An 18,053-nucleotide genomic window follows, 5' to 3' on the forward strand; every position below is an offset into this window, starting at 1 on the left:
TTACTCTCCTTCTCAATATCTTCTATGGATTCTCAATATCATTAACCATTCATGCTGTTAAGCATGCTCGTGCTTAAGGTGCTTGAACAATAGAGTCAAAGCCAAGCTCGATGTTATATTCATGGTCGTACAGAAATGAAGGCGTAACCTGCCAATAAATTTTGACCCATCCGCCTATTTTTGCCGACAAATCATCCACTTCGAATTCCACTCTTCTTGTGTTAGAGGCAGGATCGCTGCTAATAACGGTCGTATCCTCCAGTGCACAAATCACCTTTAACGGTTTTGAACCCGGTGATTTGTGCACTTTGCTTCAATACGAAAGATACGTACTTCTTATTATTCTCCACTCTCAACGTTCCGCTGTCTTCATCGACATAATCGTACATGACCGACGGTTCATCCGTACCCTGCTTATAAATAACAAAATCAAGCTTGTAGTTGCCGTCTGCCAGCTCTTCTGCTGCCCCAGCCACAGGAAGTTGAAAAAGGGTTAAGAATACAAACAGCACAACGAGTAAGGATAATGTTCTTTTCATGCTTGTTATCACTCCAATGTCTTATTTATACCGTCCTGTTTTCTTGAATCTAAGACTGAATGCCAATAACAAGGATGAAGCTACAAGCACACTGACGAGACCGACTACAGATGTTTCATCTCCGGTCTTTGGATTTACTTCCGATGCTTTGTTGTCGACAGCCTTTACAGGCTCCTTAACAGGTGACGCCGATGCGGATCCTTCTTTGATAGCTGCTGGAGCTGTAGAAGGCTTCGTACCCGTTGCCTTAGAGGATGCTTCAGTTGAATCCGTCTTAGAAGGAATATCCGCCTTCACAGCATTCCCACTATCTGCAGCCTTTTCTGCTGAGCCGATACTTTTGATGCTCTTCGAGTCAAAAACAAATCGGATTGTGTAATCATGATCATAATCAATCTCTTTTACTGTGACATGGATTTTGGACAATAATGGCTTTGACAAGTCATCTGCTTTGAACTCGACCACACGTGTATCATTGGCGCTGTCGCTGCTTACGACCTTAGCATCAACGAAACCGTCCTTTTCCGGGACTTTAAACACGGTGATCCATTTGCTGTGATTCATTTGTATCTTAAGCGCAGCTTCGCCATTTTTAACGACTACAGTCGCCGGTTTTTCGAAATAATCATTCGCCATAGAGGCCGAATCGTTCTCTGCCTGTTTGATGGTGTAGTCCACCGAATAAGTCCCGTCAGCAATTGTGGCCGCTTGTGCCACCGGTACAGCGAATATCGTTATACAACTAATCATCATCCATATAAAAGGAAGGACTAACCACTTTTTCACAGTTCACTTCTCCTCTTTCCAAAAGCTCATTGCATTCTCAATAACTTAATAACGATAATCATTCTCAATTGATTCTTAAAAAAAATGATCCTTTTCAGGACACCGGCTTCAATCATCTGGCTGCTACTCATAAGCTCCAACCGTTATTCTCCTCCATCACCTCAGTCCCTTTGTAAAATATAACCACGTCTGTAACCACGAGTAGATATTAGCCTACATGTCTAAGCTATGTCAACCATTCATTTTTACATAAGCCTTATGCGAAAAAAGTATGTATATCCAACCAAAGTAATACATACCAGCCCTTTTTCTCAAAAAGTACGACTTTTACGGCTAAAAACAAAAAAATATTTTGGATAACCATTCCATTTTACTGTTGACACAGAGAATGATATTCATTATCATTTGTTATTAATAATGATATTCATTATCATTTATTGAGTCCTTGTTTTTATTTTATCAGGAGGAAGGTCATGAAAAAACGATGGATTTTAAGCACCCTTGTGTTCTTAGCAATAACCGGTTGCGGCAGTCAAACAGCTACCACGAATGAACCTGCTAAAGCTAACCCCGTAACGTCAGCAGCATCCGTCACTATCAAAGATTTTGCCGATAGAAATGTTACATTCAGTAGCGTTCCGCAAAAAATTGCAGCGCTCGGAAACGGGGAAATGGATATCGTATACGCCCTTGGCGGCAATTTAGTGGGAAGACCTACAGCGACTGGGCCTATTTCGATCAAAGCATTGAACGACATCGTACAAATTGGCTCCACACATGGGATTGAGCTCGAAAAACTGGCCTTGGCTAACCCTGATGTCTTACTAGGAACGAATCCGATGAACACTAAGGATATTCCTGCCGTTGAAGCCCTTGGTACCAAGATGGTACTGACAAGCGCCAATTCGATTGATGACATTAAGAAGCAGATTCAACTGTTCGGACAGATGCTCCACAAGGAAGATAAGGCTGCTGAGCTCATTAGCAACGTAGATAAGAAAGTGCAAGAAATCAATACACAGCAGCGCACACAAAAAACAAGAGTACTTCTTGTCTATGGAGCTCCAGGCACTTATATGGCGGCTTTGAACAACTCTCTGAGCGGAAGCATTCTCACTACTGCCGGTGGAGAAAATATCGCTGCTGACTACCCTAAGCTCGATAGCTATCCTCAATATGCTCAGCTGAACAGTGAAAAAATCATGAAATCGAACCCGCAATTCGTTTTCATTATGAGCCATGGCAGCCCTGACAAGGTAAAGGAAGGCTTTATGAAAGAAATGCAGCAAAATGCAGCGTGGAACAGCCTAGATGCTGTTGTAAATCAACATGTCGAAGTGCTGCCTACCGATCTATTTGGCACGAATCCCGGTACACGAATCGTTAATGCTTTGGATTATATGAACAAGCTGCTGCAAACGGTGAAATAATGAATATCGAACAACGCAGCTCTAGAAGGACGATTATGATCGTACTTCTGCCTCTTTTACTCATTGCGTTTAGCCTGTATGGATTGTCCTATGGCTCCGTATCTATTTCACTTCAAGAAATATGGAACGTGTTCACCTCCAACAGCCAACCGATGCAGGAAAAAATCATCATGAATTTGCGTCTTCCACGGATATTAATCGGACTTCTGGTAGGTGCTTGCTTAGCAACATCCGGCTGCCTTCTTCAAGGAGTCATGAAGAATCCTTTGGCCGACCCAGGCATTATTGGTGTCTCTGCTGGCGGTGGCCTCGCAGCCGTCATTTCTATGATCTTATTTCCTCAATACAGCTATTTGCTCCCTATCCTGGCGTTTGGCGGATCCTTGCTCACCTCGCTTCTCATTTATTTACTGGCGTGGGATAAAGGCGCTTCTCCGCTCAAAATCATTTTGGCCGGTGTCGCTATCAACGCTTTACTAGCAGCCTTAACGAGTGGAATTATGATCATTTACAGTGACAGAGTGCAGGCTGTATTGCCTTGGCTCGCAGGGGGCTTGAACGGTCGCAGCTGGTATCATCTTGAATTTATGGCTCCCTATGCATTAATCGGAATCCTTTTATCGATATTCACGATTAAAGCCTCTAATCTTCTGCTGCTTGGAGACGACTCCGCTCACTTACTTGGTCAAAAGGTGGAGCTGCAGCGATTTTTGATTATTGCGCTATCGTCCTTGTTGTCTGGAACTGCTGTCAGCGTTGCCGGATTAATTGGCTTTGTAGGTTTGGTTGTTCCCCATGCCATCCGGATGATAGTCGGGGATGATTATCGTTTTCTACTTCCTTTATCGATAGTAGGTGGAGCAGCTCTTGTTGTGCTTGCAGATACGATAGCTCGTTCCTGGTTTGATCCCATTGAGCTGCCGGTCGGCATTCTTTTAGCATGCTTAGGTACACCGTTCTTTTTATACTTGCTGAAGAAACGGAGAATCGTTTAATGAGCGCAATCGAAACTGAGCATATCCACCATCAAGTAAGCTTCTTTAAATTGAATGATATCACGGTTTCCATACCACTTGGCCAAATAACAGCCATTGTAGGCCCTAACGGATCGGGTAAATCCACTCTATTAAAAATCATCACAAGGCTGCTCAAAGCGGATCAAGGTCATATTTATGTGAATGGATTATCAACCAAGGAGTATAAGCAATCCCATTTTGCAAAAACGATCTCCATGCTGACCCAATCCAAAGGCTCCCTACCCGATCTAACAGTAAAAGAGCTTATTTCCTATGGTCGATCCCCTTATAAGCGAATCTTTGACAGAATGTCATCTGAAGATAAGGATGTCATTGATTGGGCTATGGAGGTTACCGGCACCAAAAGATATGAGAACCGGATGTTTCATACTTTATCAGGAGGTGAGCAGCAAAAAGCACGTATAGCTATGGCATTAGCGCAACAAACGAGCATTATCCTATTGGATGAACCTACAACGTTCCTGGATATATCCCATCAGCTCGATGTAATGGAGATGCTGCAGAAGATCAATCATGAGTACCGTATCACTGTCGTTATGGTACTTCACGATTTACAGCAAGCAGCAAATTACTGTCATTATATGATTGCAATGAAAGATGGCAGCATCATGGCATTAGGAAACCCAAAGGAAGTTATTACACCTTCGTTTTTAAACGAAGTATATCGAATCGTGGCTAAAGTCACCTTCGAGGATGAATATCCCATTATCATCCCACTAAGATCACGAGAAGCTACTATGGTCTCAACCCCAAGCTGACCCTATAAGGGCTATATTCTAAGGAGGAATTATCTATGGTTATCGTTACTAATACTTCCCACATTACAAAAGGTGAAGGACACAAGTTGATTGAGCGTTTTGACAAAGTTGGAAAAGTTGAGTATATGGATGGGTTCTTAGGCTTAGAGGTTATGCTTACTGAAAACACGCCTGAGTATGATGAAGTTACCGTTAGCACTCGTTGGAGCAAAAAGAAGACTTCCAAGCCTGGACACGCAGCGAAGCATTCCGTGAAGCTCATTCCCACCGTGGTGGAACTCCGGGATACATCATCTCCAATAAAATCTCTTTCTACGAAGTAAAAATTGTAAGGCAGCCTATTGCTGCGAGCTAATAAAGAAGTAGTACATAAGCCATTATTATATTATTCTGAATTATCAAACTACATGTAAATATACAAAAGAGCTCTGTATCCTAAAGGAACAGAGCTCTTTTGTATTAGTGAAAACAAAAAAACCTTGAGATCCTCAAGGTTTGTCATCTTAAAATTTGGAGCGGGTGATGGGAATCGAACCCACGCTACCAGCTTGGAAGGCTGGAGTTCTACCATTGAACTACACCCGCAAAAATAAAAATCGGGACGACACGATTTGAACATGCGACCCCCTGGTCCCAAACCAGGTGCTCTACCAAGCTGAGCTACGTCCCGATGGTATATGGAGTGAAAACTAGTTCACTTCATAAGCTATATCCAGTTGTAAAGAATGGCGCGCCCTGAGAGATTCGAACTCCCGGCCTTTTGATTCGTAGTCAAACGCTCTATCCAGCTGAGCTAAGGGCGCAAAAAATTCTTTTGGAGCGGAAGACGGGAATCGAACCCGCGACCCTCGCCTTGGCAAGGCGATGCTCTACCGCTGAGCCACTTCCGCAAAAAAGAATGCGCGTAGAGGGACTTGAACCCCCACGGTCGCCCGCTAGATCCTAAGTCTAGTGCGTCTGCCAATTCCGCCATACGCGCGCTTGAGAAAAACATGGTGAGCCATGAAGGACTCGAACCTTCGACACCCTGATTAAAAGTCAGGTGCTCTACCAACTGAGCTAATGGCTCATACAAATGGCTGGGGATCTAGGATTCGAACCTAGGCATGACGGAGTCAAAGTCCGTTGCCTTACCGCTTGGCTAATCCCCAATATCCAATGTAATTAAACATGGTGCCGTCGAGAGGACTTGAACCCCCAACCTACTGATTACAAGTCAGTTGCTCTACCAATTGAGCTACAACGGCATATTATGGTGGAGGCTGACGGGATCGAACCGCCGACCCTCTGCTTGTAAGGCAGATGCTCTCCCAGCTGAGCTAAGCCTCCATATGACTATGGAAGAAGAAATGGTGACCCGTAGGGGATTCGAACCCCTGTTACCTCCGTGAAAGGGAGGTGTCTTAACCCCTTGACCAACGGGCCCTGCACTGGAGCTTCCAACCGGGATCGAACCGGTGACCTCATCCTTACCATGGATGCACTCTACCTACTGAGCTATGGAAGCTTGTGGCTCCCCGAACAGGACTCGAACCTGTGACAACTCGATTAACAGTCGAGTGCTCTACCAACTGAGCTATCAGGGAATATACGCTTGGCAACGTTCTACTCTCCCAGGACCCTGCGGTCCAAGTACCATCGACGCTGGAAGGCTTAACGTTCGTGTTCGGTATGGGTACGCGTGGTTCCCTTCCGCCATCATCACCAAACTAAGAGCTTTCTTTTGAAAGCTTACTTCGTAAGCATCAAAGCTTCTCGAAGCATTCAAGGCTTATTCCTTGAAAACTAGATACGAAATAAATGCGCGTTGGTTGAGCTAATACTTCTGCATGTTGTACACATCACAGAATCTTGGATAAGCCCTCGACCGATTAGTATTCGTCAGCTCCACACGTTGCCGTGCTTCCACCCCGAACCTATCAACCTCGTCGTCTTCAAGGGGTCTTACATACTGGGAAATCTCATCTTGAGGGGGGCTTCACGCTTAGATGCTTTCAGCGCTTATCCCGTCCGTACGTAGCTATCCAGCCGTGCTCCTGGCGGAACAACTGGTACACCAGCGGTACGTCCATCCCGGTCCTCTCGTACTAAGGACAGCTCCTCTCAAATTTCCTACGCCCACGACAGATAGGGACCGAACTGTCTCACGACGTTCTGAACCCAGCTCGCGTACCGCTTTAATGGGCGAACAGCCCAACCCTTGGGACCTACTTCAGCCCCAGGATGCGATGAGCCGACATCGAGGTGCCAAACCTCCCCGTCGATGTGGACTCTTGGGGGAGATAAGCCTGTTATCCCCAGGGTAGCTTTTATCCGTTGAGCGATGGCCCTTCCATTCGGTACCACCGGATCACTAAGCCCGACTTTCGTCCCTGCTCGACCTGTTTGTCTCGCAGTCAAGCTCCCTTATGCCTTTGCACTCTTCGAATGATTTCCAACCATTCTGAGGGAACCTTGGGGCGCCTCCGTTACTTTTTAGGAGGCGACCGCCCCAGTCAAACTGCCCACCTGACACTGTTCCCCGACCGGTTCACGGCCGCGGGTTAGAACTCCGATACGATCAGGGTGGTATCCCAACGTCGCCTCCACACAAGCTGGCGCTCATGCTTCTCAGGCTCCCACCTATCCTGTACAGATCGTACCAAAGTCCAATATCAAGCTGCAGTAAAGCTCCATGGGGTCTTTCCGTCTTGTCGCGGGTAACCTGCATCTTCACAGGTATTAAAATTTCACCGGATCTCTCGTTGAGACAGCGCCCAAGTCGTTACGCCATTCGTGCGGGTCAGAATTTACCTGACAAGGAATTTCGCTACCTTAGGACCGTTATAGTTACGGCCGCCGTTTACTGGGGCTTCGGTTCATAGCTTCGGGATTGCTCCCTAACCACTCCCCTTAACCTTCCAGCACCGGGCAGGCGTCAGCCCGTATACTTCGCCTTGCGGCTTCGCACAGACCTGTGTTTTTGCTAAACAGTCGCTTGGGCCTTTTCACTGCGGCCCCCTCGGGCTATTCACCCTACCGAGGCACCCCTTCTCCCGAAGTTACGGGGTCATTTTGCCGAGTTCCTTAACGAGAGTTCTTCCGCGCGCCTTAGCATGCTCTGCTCGCCTACCTGTGTCGGTTTGCGGTACGGGCACCTTCTCCCTGGCTAGAGGCTTTTCTTGGCAGCCTGAACTCATGACCTTCGCTACTGCAATTTTCGCTCCCCATCACAGACCAGCCTTAATGATGTGCGGATTTGCCTACACATCAGCCTCTCTGCTTGGACGGGCATCCATCAGCCCGCGTCACTATCCTTCTGCGTCACCCCATCGCTCATAACGGTTCACGGTGGTACAGGAATTTCAACCTGTTGTCCTTCGACTACGCCTTTCGGCCTCGCCTTAGGTCCCGACTTACCCTGAGTGGACGAGCCTTCCTCAGGAACCCTTAGGCTTTCGGCGGACAAGATTCTCACTTGTCTTTTCGTTACTCATACCGGCATTCTCACTTGTATGCTGTCCAGCGCTCCTTACGGTACACCTTCAACCTACATACAACGCTCCCCTACCCAAGAACATTACTGTCCTAGCCATAGCTTCGGTGGCGTGTTTAGCCCCGTTACATTTTCGGCGCAGAGTCACTCGACCAGTGAGCTATTACGCACTCTTTCAATGGTGGCTGCTTCTAAGCCAACATCCTGGTTGTCTGTGCAACTCCACATCCTTTCCCACTTAACACACACTGGGGGACCTTAGCTGATGGTCTGGGCTGTTTCCCTCTTGACAATGGATCTTAGCACTCACTGTCTGACTCCCGGGATGAAAGTATGTGGCATTCAGAGTTTGACTGGACTTGGTAACCCTTGGCGGGCCCCGCACCCAATCAGTGCTTTACCTCCACTACTCATCTCCCGAGGCTAGCCCTAAAGCTATTTCGGGGAGAACCAGCTATCTCCAAGTTCGATTGGAATTTCTCCGCTACCCCCACCTCATCCCCGAATTTTTCAACATTCGTGGGTTCGGGCCTCCAGTGCGTGTTACCGCACCTTCACCCTGGACAGGGGTAGATCACATGGTTTCGGGTCTACGCCCACGTACTAAGTCGCCCTATTCAGACTCGCTTTCGCTGCGGCTTCGGCTCTTCACCTTAACCTTGCACGGGAACGTAACTCGCCGGTTCATTCTACAAAAGGCACGCCATCACCCTTTAACGGGCTCTGACTTCTTGTAAGCACACGGTTTCAGGTTCTATTTCACTCCGCTCCCGCGGTTCTTTTCACCTTTCCCTCACGGTACTGCTTCACTATCGGTCGCTAGGGAGTATTTAGCCTTGGCAGATGGTCCTGCCTGCTTCCCACGAGGTTTCACGTGTCTCGCGGTACTCGGGATCCGTCTAGCGATACGTTCGTTTTTGGCTACAGGACTTTTACCCTCTTTGGTCGGCCTTTCCAGACCGCTTCGCCTAACCAACTTTTCGCACATTGACGTCCCACAACCCCAGAGGGCAAGCCCCCTGGTTTGGGCTATTCCGCTTTCGCTCGCCGCTACTGACGGAATCACTTTTGTTTTCTTCTCCTGAGGGTACTTAGATGTTTCAGTTCTCCTCGTATGCCTCTACACATCCTATGTATTCAGATGCGAGTAACTGAGTATTACCTCAGCTGGGTTCCCCCATTCGGACATCCCCGGATCAAAGCCTGCTTACGGCTCCCCGAGGCCATTTCGTCGTTCGCCACGTCCTTCTTCGGCTCCTAGCGCCTAGGCATCCTCCGTGTGCTCTTATTAGCTTAACCAGCTAATGATTCGATTCCGAAGAATCGTCACTACGTGTATTGCTCTACGCATTTATTTCGATATCTAGTTTTCAAGGAACAATCTGTCTGCAACTGTTACATTGGCAAAGCCATGTCAGTTGTCAGGCTTTTTGAGAAGTGTTATCCTCTCAAAACTGACCAACGAGTGAATGTTGTTTGCAGTATAATATACTGCTCATGTCCGATGACCTACAGTCACCATGGACTCCATAGAAAGGAGGTGATCCAGCCGCACCTTCCGATACGGCTACCTTGTTACGACTTCACCCCAATCATCTACCCCACCTTCGGCGGCTGGCTCCCTTGCGGGTTACCCCACCGACTTCGGGTGTTGTAAACTCTCGTGGTGTGACGGGCGGTGTGTACAAGACCCGGGAACGTATTCACCGCGGCATGCTGATCCGCGATTACTAGCAATTCCGACTTCATGCAGGCGAGTTGCAGCCTGCAATCCGAACTGAGACCGGCTTCTAAAGATTCGCTCCACCTCGCGGCTTCGCTTCCCGTTGTACCGGCCATTGTAGTACGTGTGTAGCCCAGGTCATAAGGGGCATGATGATTTGACGTCATCCCCGCCTTCCTCCGGTTTGTCACCGGCAGTCACTCTAGAGTGCCCAACTCAATGCTGGCAACTAAAGTCAAGGGTTGCGCTCGTTGCGGGACTTAACCCAACATCTCACGACACGAGCTGACGACAACCATGCACCACCTGTCTCCAATGTTCCGAAGAAGGACCCTATCTCTAGGGTTTGCATCGGGATGTCAAGACCTGGTAAGGTTCTTCGCGTTGCTTCGAATTAAACCACATACTCCACTGCTTGTGCGGGTCCCCGTCAATTCCTTTGAGTTTCACTCTTGCGAGCGTACTCCCCAGGCGGAGTGCTTACTGTGTTTACTTCGGCACCAAGGGTATCGAAACCCCTAACACCTAGCACTCATCGTTTACGGCGTGGACTACCAGGGTATCTAATCCTGTTTGCTCCCCACGCTTTCGCGCCTCAGCGTCAGTTACGGTCCAGAAAGTCGCCTTCGCCACTGGTGTTCCTCCACATCTCTACGCATTTCACCGCTACACGTGGAATTCCACTTTCCTCTCCCGCACTCAAGTCACCCAGTTTTCAGTGCGATCCGGGGTTGAGCCCCGGGCTTAAACACCAAACTTAAATGACCGCCTGCGCGCGCTTTACGCCCAATAATTCCGGACAACGCTTGCCCCCTACGTATTACCGCGGCTGCTGGCACGTAGTTAGCCGGGGCTTTCTTCTCAGGTACCGTCACCCTAAGAGCAGTTACTCTCCTAGGCGTTCTTCCCTGGCAACAGAGCTTTACGATCCGAAAACCTTCATCACTCACGCGGCGTTGCTCCGTCAGACTTGCGTCCATTGCGGAAGATTCCCTACTGCTGCCTCCCGTAGGAGTCTGGGCCGTGTCTCAGTCCCAGTGTGGCCGATCACCCTCTCAGGTCGGCTACGCATCGTCGCCTTGGTAGGCCGTTACCCTACCAACTAGCTAATGCGCCGCAGGCCCATCTGTAAGCCACAGGTTACCCCGTGTTTCATGATCCTCTCATGCGAGAGAACCAGTTATCTGGTCTTAGCTATCGTTTCCGATAGTTATCCCAATCTTACAGGCAGGTTGCCTACGTGTTACTCACCCGTCCGCCGCTATCCCCGAAGGGACCGCTCGACTTGCATGTATTAGGCACGCCGCCAGCGTTCGTCCTGAGCCAGGATCAAACTCTCCATTAAAGTGATCACCGAGATGATCGTATAACAGAGCTTGTCTTAAGCTCAAAATTCAATGCTAGCGAGAATTTTCATTCTCTTTAAAACATTCACTCGTTGTTCAGTTTTCAAAGGACAATTCTTCAACAAAACCTTATTACTTACGTAAATTTTGTTTTGTCATTTTGTGTCACCTTGTTTAGCGGCGACTTTTATAATATACCACATTCGCCTACTTGATTGCAAGCATTTTTTTCAAAAAACTTTTTTGTACCTCTTATCCGACTTGTTTAAAACTTTCATGTCGGAAGGAACGAGATATAAAATACCATATATATTAAAGATAAGTCAAGCATTATTTAAAACTATTTAATGATGCATTCGATTTCTTGCGTATTTAGAGATTTCTTTGGGAGATGCAAGCCGCGCATACATTCTGAAGATCACTCTATATCGCGATTCGATGGCTCCTTTAATATCTGGATCTATACGTTTATCATTCAAATCGAATAACATTTCGTCCATTTCTTTTTTCAAAACATAATCGAGTTCCCTGCACTCTCTTTCATTAAATAAAAACCCGAGCATCAACACAATACCCCTTCCGCAACTTATGTAAAATACGTGCTGTTCCAGACACAAAAAAGCATGCATCGAAAAAGCGATTCTTACCGGTTTGTGAAGATTTGCGCTTTTTCAATGCATACTGTAGTTGAAAGCATTTCGAACGCTTTACTGTTATGCACATATTTGGATATTTTTATGCTGAATATTTTTATTGCGGTTGGACCAGCCAGTACGTAAAGGTGCTCTCAATTAATGCCGCCGCAGTCAATGTAACTACGATGATAATGAAGACAGGTACTAGTGCTTTGGCAAAGCCACGAAAATCCTCTTTAAATTTAGCAGACCTGGTTGCGCTGGTTAAGGCACCAAAGGACTTCAGCACAAGTATTCCTAGCCGCAACCCAAATGCACATGCAAATATGACTGCTGGTATTTCAATAATACCGTGAGGCAAAATCGCCTTGATGACATAAAGTATGGACTGTTTCTCTGAAGAGACGGCCATGACGTAGCCAAGCAATAATCCGTTAGATAGCAAAAAGAACAAAGGAAGCACCCCGAAAAATACTCCTAATCCGATAATCAGAATCGATTTGGACACATTGTTCCAAAATATGATCCAAAATAGGGACCACTGAGGATTCGGTTTATCATTAATTGACTGAGACAGCTGTTCTAATCCTTTCATTTGCGTTTCGATGAAGGATTGGAATTGATCGGAGAATCCCATCCCCAACACAATACCCGTTATAAAGACCAATGCCGATGCAATGAAATAATGTTTCATCAGCCTAAATTGCAACATCATGTTTCTCAATGACTTTCCCCCTACTGTCGGTCGAACCAGACTGTTTTTTTGCTCATCGTGTACGAGCTTCTAGCATATCTTTCTTGTCCCAGCATACTATTTTATTAATCAACTTATACAAGCCCCTTTCATACTGGGCAAAAAGGAGGTTTAGATTTTCGTGAATTATTTTTATGTCGTAAATGGAAAAAAACTAAAACAAGCATTTATTATTATGATTGGGGTTATTTTTGCGATTGGCATTATTTACTCCGAACGCGATAATGTGAGTGTATTTTCGCAAAATGAACCCGCAGCGATTTACAGCGTACAAACCGATAAAAAAGTGATTGCTTTAACCTTCGATATCAGTTGGGGTGATACACGTACAGATCCTATCTTGAAAATACTCGAGGATAAAGGAGTCAAGAAAGCAACTTTTTTCCTGTCCTCTCCTTGGGCTAAAGATCATCCAGAGATTGTTAACCATATTGTCAAAGGTGGCTGGGAGATCGGAAGTCACGGTCATAAGCATGTCAATTATAGCAGCTTGAATACAGATGAGGAAATTAAAGCTCAGATTACTACAGCACACCAAATTCTTCGTGATGTCACTGGACAAACCCCTAATTTGATCCGCCTGCCTAACGGGGACTTTGATAAGCGGGTTCTGCGCATAGCTAATGAGCTTAATTACAATGTTATTCAATGGGATACCGATTCGTTAGACTGGATGAACAAAGGTGTCGATAATATCATTAACCGAGTAGTCACCAAGGCTCACCCGGGAGATATTGTATTGCTGCATGCCAGTGATTCGGTTAAACAAACTCATGAAGCACTTCCCGTTATTATTGACCAATTAAGAGCCAAAGGCTATGAGTTCGTCACGGTTAGCGAGCTGCTGAAGCAGACTCAAGTAGAAAATAAGCCTCCAGTTGAGGATCAGACTATGAAGACCATTCACTAAATGTCCACTAAAAAGATGAAGAGCCGTTAAATCGGCTCTTTGTTTGTTTTCAATACTTTAGATAAGATTAATATTTGCCATGCATTACTTGCAATCAAAGGCACCATCATAAATATGGTCGACGCTGCTGTGTCCAGCCTAAGTGCAGGAACCGCTTCGATCGCCGTCACTACAATCATGAAGAATAAAGTGGGGATAAAGCCGTTGCGATTGGTTAGCTTCACTTTCCAATAGGAAATACCTAAACCTACAATGAGCATCATTAATGGTAAAGTAGTATAAGAAAGCCAGCTTTCTTGAGCGTTTGCATCCCTTAAATAAACCAAATCAATTAGTGCAATGATAACCAATACAATCTGTAACACATCCCAAACCCATTTACTTCTTACAATACCTATGGCAATGAACCGTATAATCAGGTAAGCAAAAAAGCCCATCTGGCTTAATACGCTGATGGTTGCCCCGCCTAAAAGCATGGTTACAATGTTATAACCAACGGCACTTCCGTTTAAAAAGCTAAACTGCTGATCATTCGTTTGTAAAATAATACCGATGACTAGTGCACTAATGGCACCAATGAATAACGTTGTCCAAAATAAATAAAACCACTTTCTTAATGTCACGAAGTTCTACCCCCACAGCTTTATCTGTTCAGAAGTTAATTGTACCAACGTTCACAAAAAAAAGCCAACAAATAAGCGGAGTGAAAGTAATTCTAACGGCAAATACTAAGGCCATATTCTTTTCTGGAAAGGAGCCTTATGTCATGATGAAGCGATGGTTGCGCCCTGTTGCCTTCCTTCTAATCATTTGGGTTTTAACATCCTGTGGATCAGATAAACAAGCCTCACAATCGCAAAGCGGCGGGTATAAAGATACAAAAACGATGGTGCTTGATATCCTTAAAACCGAGGATGGTAAAAAAGCCATTATGACTGCCTTGAGTGGTGGTAGTGGAGGCGGTTCAGGTGGTTCCTCTCAATCTGAAGGACAGATGAAGCTGCTTTCAGCAGGTGATTCGCAACAAATCCAATTGGCTGTCAAAGATGTGCTGACCGATACGAGTAATAATAAGTTTCTACAATCGGTTATGACTGATCCTAAATTTGCCGGACAATTCGCAAAGGCCATTCAAAAGGATACGAAGCAATTACAAAAAGACTTAATGAAAGATCCGGACTACCAGAAGTCCTTAATGGACGCGATGAAAAACCCTGACTTTGAGAAAATGCTTATGGATGCTATGAAAGGGCCTCAATACCGCCAGCAAATGAAAACCGTCATGCAGGAATCTTTACAAAGCCCTTTGTTCAGACTCGAGCTGATGAATCTAATGAAAAAGGCTCTTGAAGAGGAATCACAACCCCAATCAAAAGGTCAACAACAGGGGCAAGGCGGGAGCGGTAGCGGTGGCAGCAGCGGCGGTGGTGGTGGAGAGCAAGGTCAAGGAGAGAAGAAGCAGCAATAGCATTAAAAAAAGGAGCCGCCCCATCGGAGCTGCTCCTTTCTATTTTATTCGACTTTGCTAATTAATTTATGAGCCAGGTCTAGATAAAGAGAGCCTGTCTCTGTATTCGGTTTATATACCGATGGAGAATAATCCGGTTCTGCAATGTGATTATCTGGAGCGCCCAAAGGAATCTGGGTCAATAATTCGGTATGCAGCTCTTCCGCTAATTTGGCTCCGCCGCCTTTCCCGAAGACGAAATCTTTTTGCCCACAGGCGCTGCATTGATAATAAGACATATTTTCTACAATACCAATGATATCGTGATTCGTATGTTTGGCCATAGCTCCTGCTCTAGCTGCTACAAACGCTGCAGTTGCATGTGGCGTAGTGACGATGATTTCCTTGCTTTGAGGAATCATCTGATGAACATCAAGAGCAACGTCTCCTGTACCCGGTGGTAGATCCAGTAAGACATAATCTAAGTCTCCCCAGCTGACTTCTTGGAAGAAGTTACGAAGCATTTTCCCAAGCATCGGCCCGCGCCAGATGACCGGCGTATTCTCTTCAACGAAGAAGCCCATAGAGATCACTTTAACGCCAAAACGTTCAACTGGAATAATCCGGTTCTCAATCAATTCAGGTCTTTCTTCAATTCCCATCATATCGGGCACGCTAAAACCGTAAATATCCGCATCGATAAGTCCTACCCTTTTGCCTAATCGCGCTAATGCAACAGCCAGGTTTACCGTTACGGTTGACTTTCCTACGCCGCCTTTACCGCTAGCGATTGCAATAAAGTGTACGCCGGATTCCGGGTCCAGTATATTACGGACAGGGGCAGCCTCCTGAACTGCTGAATCCGTATGCTCCTGCAGCTTCCGAGCCGCCTCGTTACGATCATATTCTGTCATGGAGCGAAACCGCAAGTGGACTTCAGAAGCCCCGGCTTGTTGGAATGCAGAAGTTATTTGCTCTTGAATATTAGCACGATAGGATTCGTCTTCGTTTGACAGAAGCACGGTTGCAGAAATGCGATCCTCTTTAATAAGGATATCTCGGATTAGCTGCAAATCAGCCAAACTAAGCTGAAATTCCGGGTCAACCAGATGACGAACGGTATCTAATAATTGTTCTTTTGTTAGCACGTTTTCACACCCCAGCCGAAAATAAAAAATGGTTGTTTTCCTTATTATATCATACTTTTATAAGTTACCTACTTTTTCGCCAGAGTAATACCTCAATATACCTTGGTAGACGGAAGCCGCCACTTTCTTCTGATATTCGGGGGATTTGAGCATCTGGGCTTCTGAAGGATTGGATAGAAATCCGACCTCAACTAATGCACTTGGAATTTTTAATGTCTTTAATAAATACACATTATCGACGGGTTTGGCTACACGGTCCGTATTTTTTAAGTTTTTCTTTATTTCATCTTGTATTAATGCCGCCAGAACACCATTATCCTGATGGTTAGGGTAATAAAAGGTTTGAGCCCCCGACCATTTTTCCGAAGGGATGCTGTTTAAATGGACACTCACGAATAAATCCGCTTTTTGCTGGGAAATAAACTGTGCCCGTGCGAGTAAATCCTCTGTCTTTCTTTTACTGTAGCCTTTTGTTGAAGGCTCGGCTAAATCTTGATCGTTTTCCCTTGTCATCACGACCATAGCGCCTGCTTCCTGTAAATAGTCTCTAAGATGCATCGTTATCGCCAGATTAATATCCTTTTCAATAATACCGTCTTTGCTCTCGGCACCACCATCAGGACCACCATGACCAGGGTCTAAAGCAATTTTCTTCCCGGAAAGCGGCATCGTCCAGTATGTCCATGTTTTGGTCGCAGGCAGCTCGTACGTAAACATAAACAGCATTAAAACTATAAGCAAGAATGACATGACCAGCTTTAGGCTGCTGTGCATCGTTAGCCATATGACGACCCTTTTCCTCCTCTTAAACATAAAAAAATCCACCTCGCATCCCCATAGACTCTTACTCATCTATATGGGACAGGGTGGACAAATATGCTATCAATTGGTCGGCTCGAGCTGTTCCTTCATACCTTCTATCAAAATCTCAGCTACCTCAGGACGAGTAAATTGCGGAGGAGGACATTGGCCATCTCGCAGCAAAGCTCTTACTTTAGTACCGGACAAATGAAGATGGTCCGCTTTATCGTGTGGGCAGGTTTTGCTTGAAGCCATGTTACCGCATTTGGTGCAGAAGAAGCTGTGTTCGAAGAACAATGGTGTAATGCCCAATTCTTCGCTCGTAAAGTTGCTAAAAATCTCTTGTGCTTCATAAGTACCGTAGTAGTCGCCTACGCCGGCATGGTCACGACCGACAATGAAATGGGTGCAGCCGTAGTTTTTACGAACCATAGCATGGAATATCGCTTCACGAGGACCTGCGTAGCGCATAGCGGCTGGGAATACTCCAAGGAATACTCGATCCTTCGGATAGTAGTTTTCCAGCAAAACCAAGTAACTGCGCATGCGAACGTCAGCCGAGATATCATCCGATTTGGTTTCGCCTACTAGAGGATTCAAGAACAGTGCGTCGACGATTTCCATTGCGCTTTTTTGAATGTATTCATGTGCACGGTGTACCGGGTTTCTTGTTTGGAACCCAACGACGGTCCTCCAACCCTTTTCAGAGAAAATGCGTCGTGTTTCTGATGGGTCAAAGTAAAATTCCTCGAACTTCTCAGGCATAGGACGATTCAGCACATGGATCGATCCACCAACATTGATGGAAGGACGAGAGAAAAGCTTCTGAACGCCTGGATGGTCCTCGTCATCGGTTTTAAACACCTTAACCGCTTCGTTCTTCTGATCGACCTCATAAATGCTTTGAACGTTCAAAATACCGTAAGTAACACCATCCTGTTCGCCTACTAAAGCTACTTGTTCCCCGACCTTAATAGCCTCTGCTACATAATCTTCTACAGACAATGTAACCGGGATACTCCATACGGTCCCATCTGCCAGACGCATGTTCTCAACGACGGAATCATAATCTTCTTTACCCAGAAATCCTACGAGCGGTGAAAAAGCACCAACGCCGAGGAGATCAAGGTCGGAAATCGTCCATGCATTAATTTTTAATGGGTATAAGTTCTTGGCTAGCTCCAATAGTCTTTCTCTCTCAGCACCTTCTGCGACGCAGTTAATTAAAGTGCCGCCATGTGGACAAATTGTTTCAGCCATGGTT

Annotated in this window: 14 protein-coding genes, 12 tRNA genes, 3 rRNA genes and 1 pseudogene; 6 read left to right on the top strand and 24 right to left on the bottom strand. The window is 45.9% G+C overall.

Annotated features, from left to right (window positions below; translation table 11 throughout):
- Positions 1 to 73: 73 nt before the first annotated feature.
- From QMA13_RS33720 to isdC, 3 genes are read right to left on the bottom strand one after another with little or no spacing between them, the layout of a single operon-like run.
- Entirely contained in the window at positions 74 to 274 is a 201-nt protein-coding gene (locus QMA13_RS33720; RefSeq protein ID WP_282937978.1) for an NEAT domain-containing protein, read from the bottom strand.
- Complete coding sequence (locus QMA13_RS33725; RefSeq protein ID WP_282937979.1) at positions 240 to 539, bottom strand: NEAT domain-containing protein; 300 nt, start codon at positions 537 to 539, stop codon at positions 240 to 242. Before QMA13_RS33725 ends, QMA13_RS33720 begins: the two co-directional genes overlap by 35 nt.
- 21 nt (positions 540 to 560) lie before the next feature.
- Positions 561 to 1,325, bottom strand: a complete 765-nt coding sequence (gene isdC, locus QMA13_RS33730) for a heme uptake protein IsdC (protein ID WP_282937980.1) — start codon at positions 1,323 to 1,325, stop codon at positions 561 to 563.
- Positions 1,326 to 1,798: 473 nt separating this feature from the next.
- Between isdC and QMA13_RS33735 the strand changes: the two genes are divergently transcribed.
- From QMA13_RS33735 to isdG, 4 genes and pseudogenes are all read left to right on the top strand, one after another.
- On the top strand, positions 1,799 to 2,755 hold the full coding sequence (locus tag QMA13_RS33735; RefSeq protein ID WP_282937981.1) for an ABC transporter substrate-binding protein: 957 nt from the start codon (positions 1,799 to 1,801) through the stop codon (positions 2,753 to 2,755).
- A complete protein-coding gene (locus tag QMA13_RS33740; protein WP_282937982.1) occupies positions 2,755 to 3,750 on the top strand; it encodes a FecCD family ABC transporter permease in 996 nt (331 codons plus the stop codon). The genes QMA13_RS33735 and QMA13_RS33740 overlap by 1 nt, the downstream gene beginning before the upstream one ends.
- A complete protein-coding gene (locus QMA13_RS33745) occupies positions 3,750 to 4,550 on the top strand; it encodes an ABC transporter ATP-binding protein (RefSeq protein ID WP_282937983.1) in 801 nt (266 codons plus the stop codon). The genes QMA13_RS33740 and QMA13_RS33745 overlap by 1 nt, the downstream gene beginning before the upstream one ends.
- 35 nt (positions 4,551 to 4,585) lie before the next feature.
- Positions 4,586 to 4,905 (top strand): annotated as a pseudogene (gene isdG, locus QMA13_RS33750) (heme oxygenase).
- A gap of 156 nt (positions 4,906 to 5,061) precedes the next feature.
- On the opposite strand, the gene QMA13_RS33755 reads toward isdG, so the two are convergent.
- The 17 genes from QMA13_RS33755 to QMA13_RS33835 all read right to left on the bottom strand — a co-directional run bounded on the left by QMA13_RS33755 (position 5,062) and on the right by QMA13_RS33835 (position 12,444).
- Positions 5,062 to 5,135: transfer RNA gene (locus QMA13_RS33755), tRNA-Gly, on the bottom strand.
- Positions 5,136 to 5,146: 11 nt separating this feature from the next.
- Positions 5,147 to 5,220 (bottom strand) — tRNA-Pro (locus tag QMA13_RS33760).
- 56 nt (positions 5,221 to 5,276) lie between these two features.
- Positions 5,277 to 5,353, bottom strand: a tRNA-Arg gene (locus QMA13_RS33765).
- 12 nt (positions 5,354 to 5,365) lie between these two features.
- A tRNA-Gly gene (locus QMA13_RS33770) sits at positions 5,366 to 5,440 on the bottom strand.
- A 9-nt stretch (positions 5,441 to 5,449) separates the two neighbouring features.
- Positions 5,450 to 5,529, bottom strand: a tRNA-Leu gene (locus tag QMA13_RS33775).
- A 14-nt stretch (positions 5,530 to 5,543) separates the two neighbouring features.
- Positions 5,544 to 5,619 (bottom strand) — tRNA-Lys (locus QMA13_RS33780).
- Positions 5,620 to 5,626: 7 nt separating this feature from the next.
- Positions 5,627 to 5,701 (bottom strand) — tRNA-Gln (locus QMA13_RS33785).
- Between the two features lie 20 nt (positions 5,702 to 5,721).
- Positions 5,722 to 5,797 (bottom strand) — tRNA-Thr (locus QMA13_RS33790).
- Between the two features lie 6 nt (positions 5,798 to 5,803).
- Positions 5,804 to 5,879: transfer RNA gene (locus QMA13_RS33795), tRNA-Val, on the bottom strand.
- A gap of 21 nt (positions 5,880 to 5,900) precedes the next feature.
- Positions 5,901 to 5,975 (bottom strand) — tRNA-Glu (locus tag QMA13_RS33800).
- Between the two features lie 6 nt (positions 5,976 to 5,981).
- Positions 5,982 to 6,057, bottom strand: a tRNA-Thr gene (locus QMA13_RS33805).
- 3 nt (positions 6,058 to 6,060) lie between these two features.
- Positions 6,061 to 6,136, bottom strand: a tRNA-Asn gene (locus QMA13_RS33810).
- Positions 6,137 to 6,142: 6 nt separating this feature from the next.
- A 5S ribosomal RNA gene (gene rrf / locus QMA13_RS33815) occupies positions 6,143 to 6,259 on the bottom strand.
- A 142-nt stretch (positions 6,260 to 6,401) separates the two neighbouring features.
- Positions 6,402 to 9,324, bottom strand: a 23S ribosomal RNA gene (locus QMA13_RS33820).
- 234 nt (positions 9,325 to 9,558) lie between these two features.
- Positions 9,559 to 11,093 (bottom strand): 16S ribosomal RNA (locus QMA13_RS33825).
- Together the 16S, 23S and 5S rRNA genes with 12 tRNA genes alongside form the textbook arrangement of a ribosomal RNA operon.
- Before the next feature lie 345 nt (positions 11,094 to 11,438).
- Positions 11,439 to 11,657 (bottom strand): hypothetical protein, encoded by a 219-nt coding sequence (locus tag QMA13_RS33830; protein WP_282937984.1) that lies wholly within the window; start codon positions 11,655 to 11,657, stop codon positions 11,439 to 11,441.
- A 187-nt stretch (positions 11,658 to 11,844) separates the two neighbouring features.
- Entirely contained in the window at positions 11,845 to 12,444 is a 600-nt protein-coding gene (locus tag QMA13_RS33835) for a stage II sporulation protein M (protein ID WP_282943677.1), read from the bottom strand.
- 160 nt (positions 12,445 to 12,604) lie between these two features.
- On the opposite strand from QMA13_RS33835, the gene pdaB reads away from it, so the two are divergent.
- Complete coding sequence (gene pdaB / locus QMA13_RS33840) at positions 12,605 to 13,393, top strand: polysaccharide deacetylase family sporulation protein PdaB (protein ID WP_282937985.1); 789 nt, start codon at positions 12,605 to 12,607, stop codon at positions 13,391 to 13,393.
- 26 nt (positions 13,394 to 13,419) lie between these two features.
- Here pdaB and QMA13_RS33845 read toward each other — a convergent pair whose 3' ends face one another.
- Entirely contained in the window at positions 13,420 to 14,016 is a 597-nt protein-coding gene (locus QMA13_RS33845) for a KinB-signaling pathway activation protein (RefSeq protein ID WP_282937986.1), read from the bottom strand.
- On the opposite strand from QMA13_RS33845, the gene gerD reads away from it, so the two are divergent.
- Positions 13,980 to 14,861: a spore germination lipoprotein GerD gene (gene gerD / locus QMA13_RS33850; RefSeq protein WP_349254188.1), complete on the top strand. Its 882-nt coding sequence runs from the start codon at positions 13,980 to 13,982 to the stop codon at positions 14,859 to 14,861. The two genes, QMA13_RS33845 and gerD, sit on opposite strands and share 37 nt — an antisense overlap.
- 44 nt (positions 14,862 to 14,905) lie before the next feature.
- On the opposite strand, the gene QMA13_RS33855 is transcribed toward gerD, so the two are convergent.
- From QMA13_RS33855 to sat, 3 genes are all read right to left on the bottom strand, one after another.
- Complete coding sequence (locus tag QMA13_RS33855) at positions 14,906 to 15,988, bottom strand: Mrp/NBP35 family ATP-binding protein (RefSeq protein ID WP_282937987.1); 1,083 nt, start codon at positions 15,986 to 15,988, stop codon at positions 14,906 to 14,908.
- 57 nt (positions 15,989 to 16,045) lie between these two features.
- Entirely contained in the window at positions 16,046 to 16,801 is a 756-nt protein-coding gene (cwlD, locus tag QMA13_RS33860) for an N-acetylmuramoyl-L-alanine amidase CwlD (RefSeq protein WP_282937988.1), read from the bottom strand.
- A gap of 69 nt (positions 16,802 to 16,870) precedes the next feature.
- A complete protein-coding gene (sat, locus tag QMA13_RS33865) occupies positions 16,871 to 18,049 on the bottom strand; it encodes a sulfate adenylyltransferase (RefSeq protein WP_282937989.1) in 1,179 nt (392 codons plus the stop codon).
- Positions 18,050 to 18,053 lie beyond the last annotated feature (4 nt).

It is taken from the genome of Paenibacillus sp. RC67, assembly GCF_030020805.1.
Classification (GTDB): domain Bacteria; phylum Bacillota; class Bacilli; order Paenibacillales; family NBRC-103111; genus Paenibacillus_S.

Coding starts and splice junctions, on each gene's coding strand:
- QMA13_RS33745 (WP_282937983.1), top strand. CDS start 3,750: ATGAGCGCAATCGAAACTGAGCATATCCACCATCAAGTAAGCTTCTTT.
- QMA13_RS33835 (WP_282943677.1), bottom strand. CDS start 12,444: ATGATGTTGCAATTTAGGCTGATGAAACATTATTTCATTGCATCGGCA.
- sat (WP_282937989.1), bottom strand. CDS start 18,049: ATGGCTGAAACAATTTGTCCACATGGCGGCACTTTAATTAACTGCGTC.
- QMA13_RS33830 (WP_282937984.1), bottom strand. CDS start 11,657: ATGCTCGGGTTTTTATTTAATGAAAGAGAGTGCAGGGAACTCGATTAT.
- QMA13_RS33740 (WP_282937982.1), top strand. CDS start 2,755: ATGAATATCGAACAACGCAGCTCTAGAAGGACGATTATGATCGTACTT.
- QMA13_RS33725 (WP_282937979.1), bottom strand. CDS start 539: ATGAAAAGAACATTATCCTTACTCGTTGTGCTGTTTGTATTCTTAACC.
- QMA13_RS33735 (WP_282937981.1), top strand. CDS start 1,799: ATGAAAAAACGATGGATTTTAAGCACCCTTGTGTTCTTAGCAATAACC.
- cwlD (WP_282937988.1), bottom strand. CDS start 16,801: ATGTTTAAGAGGAGGAAAAGGGTCGTCATATGGCTAACGATGCACAGC.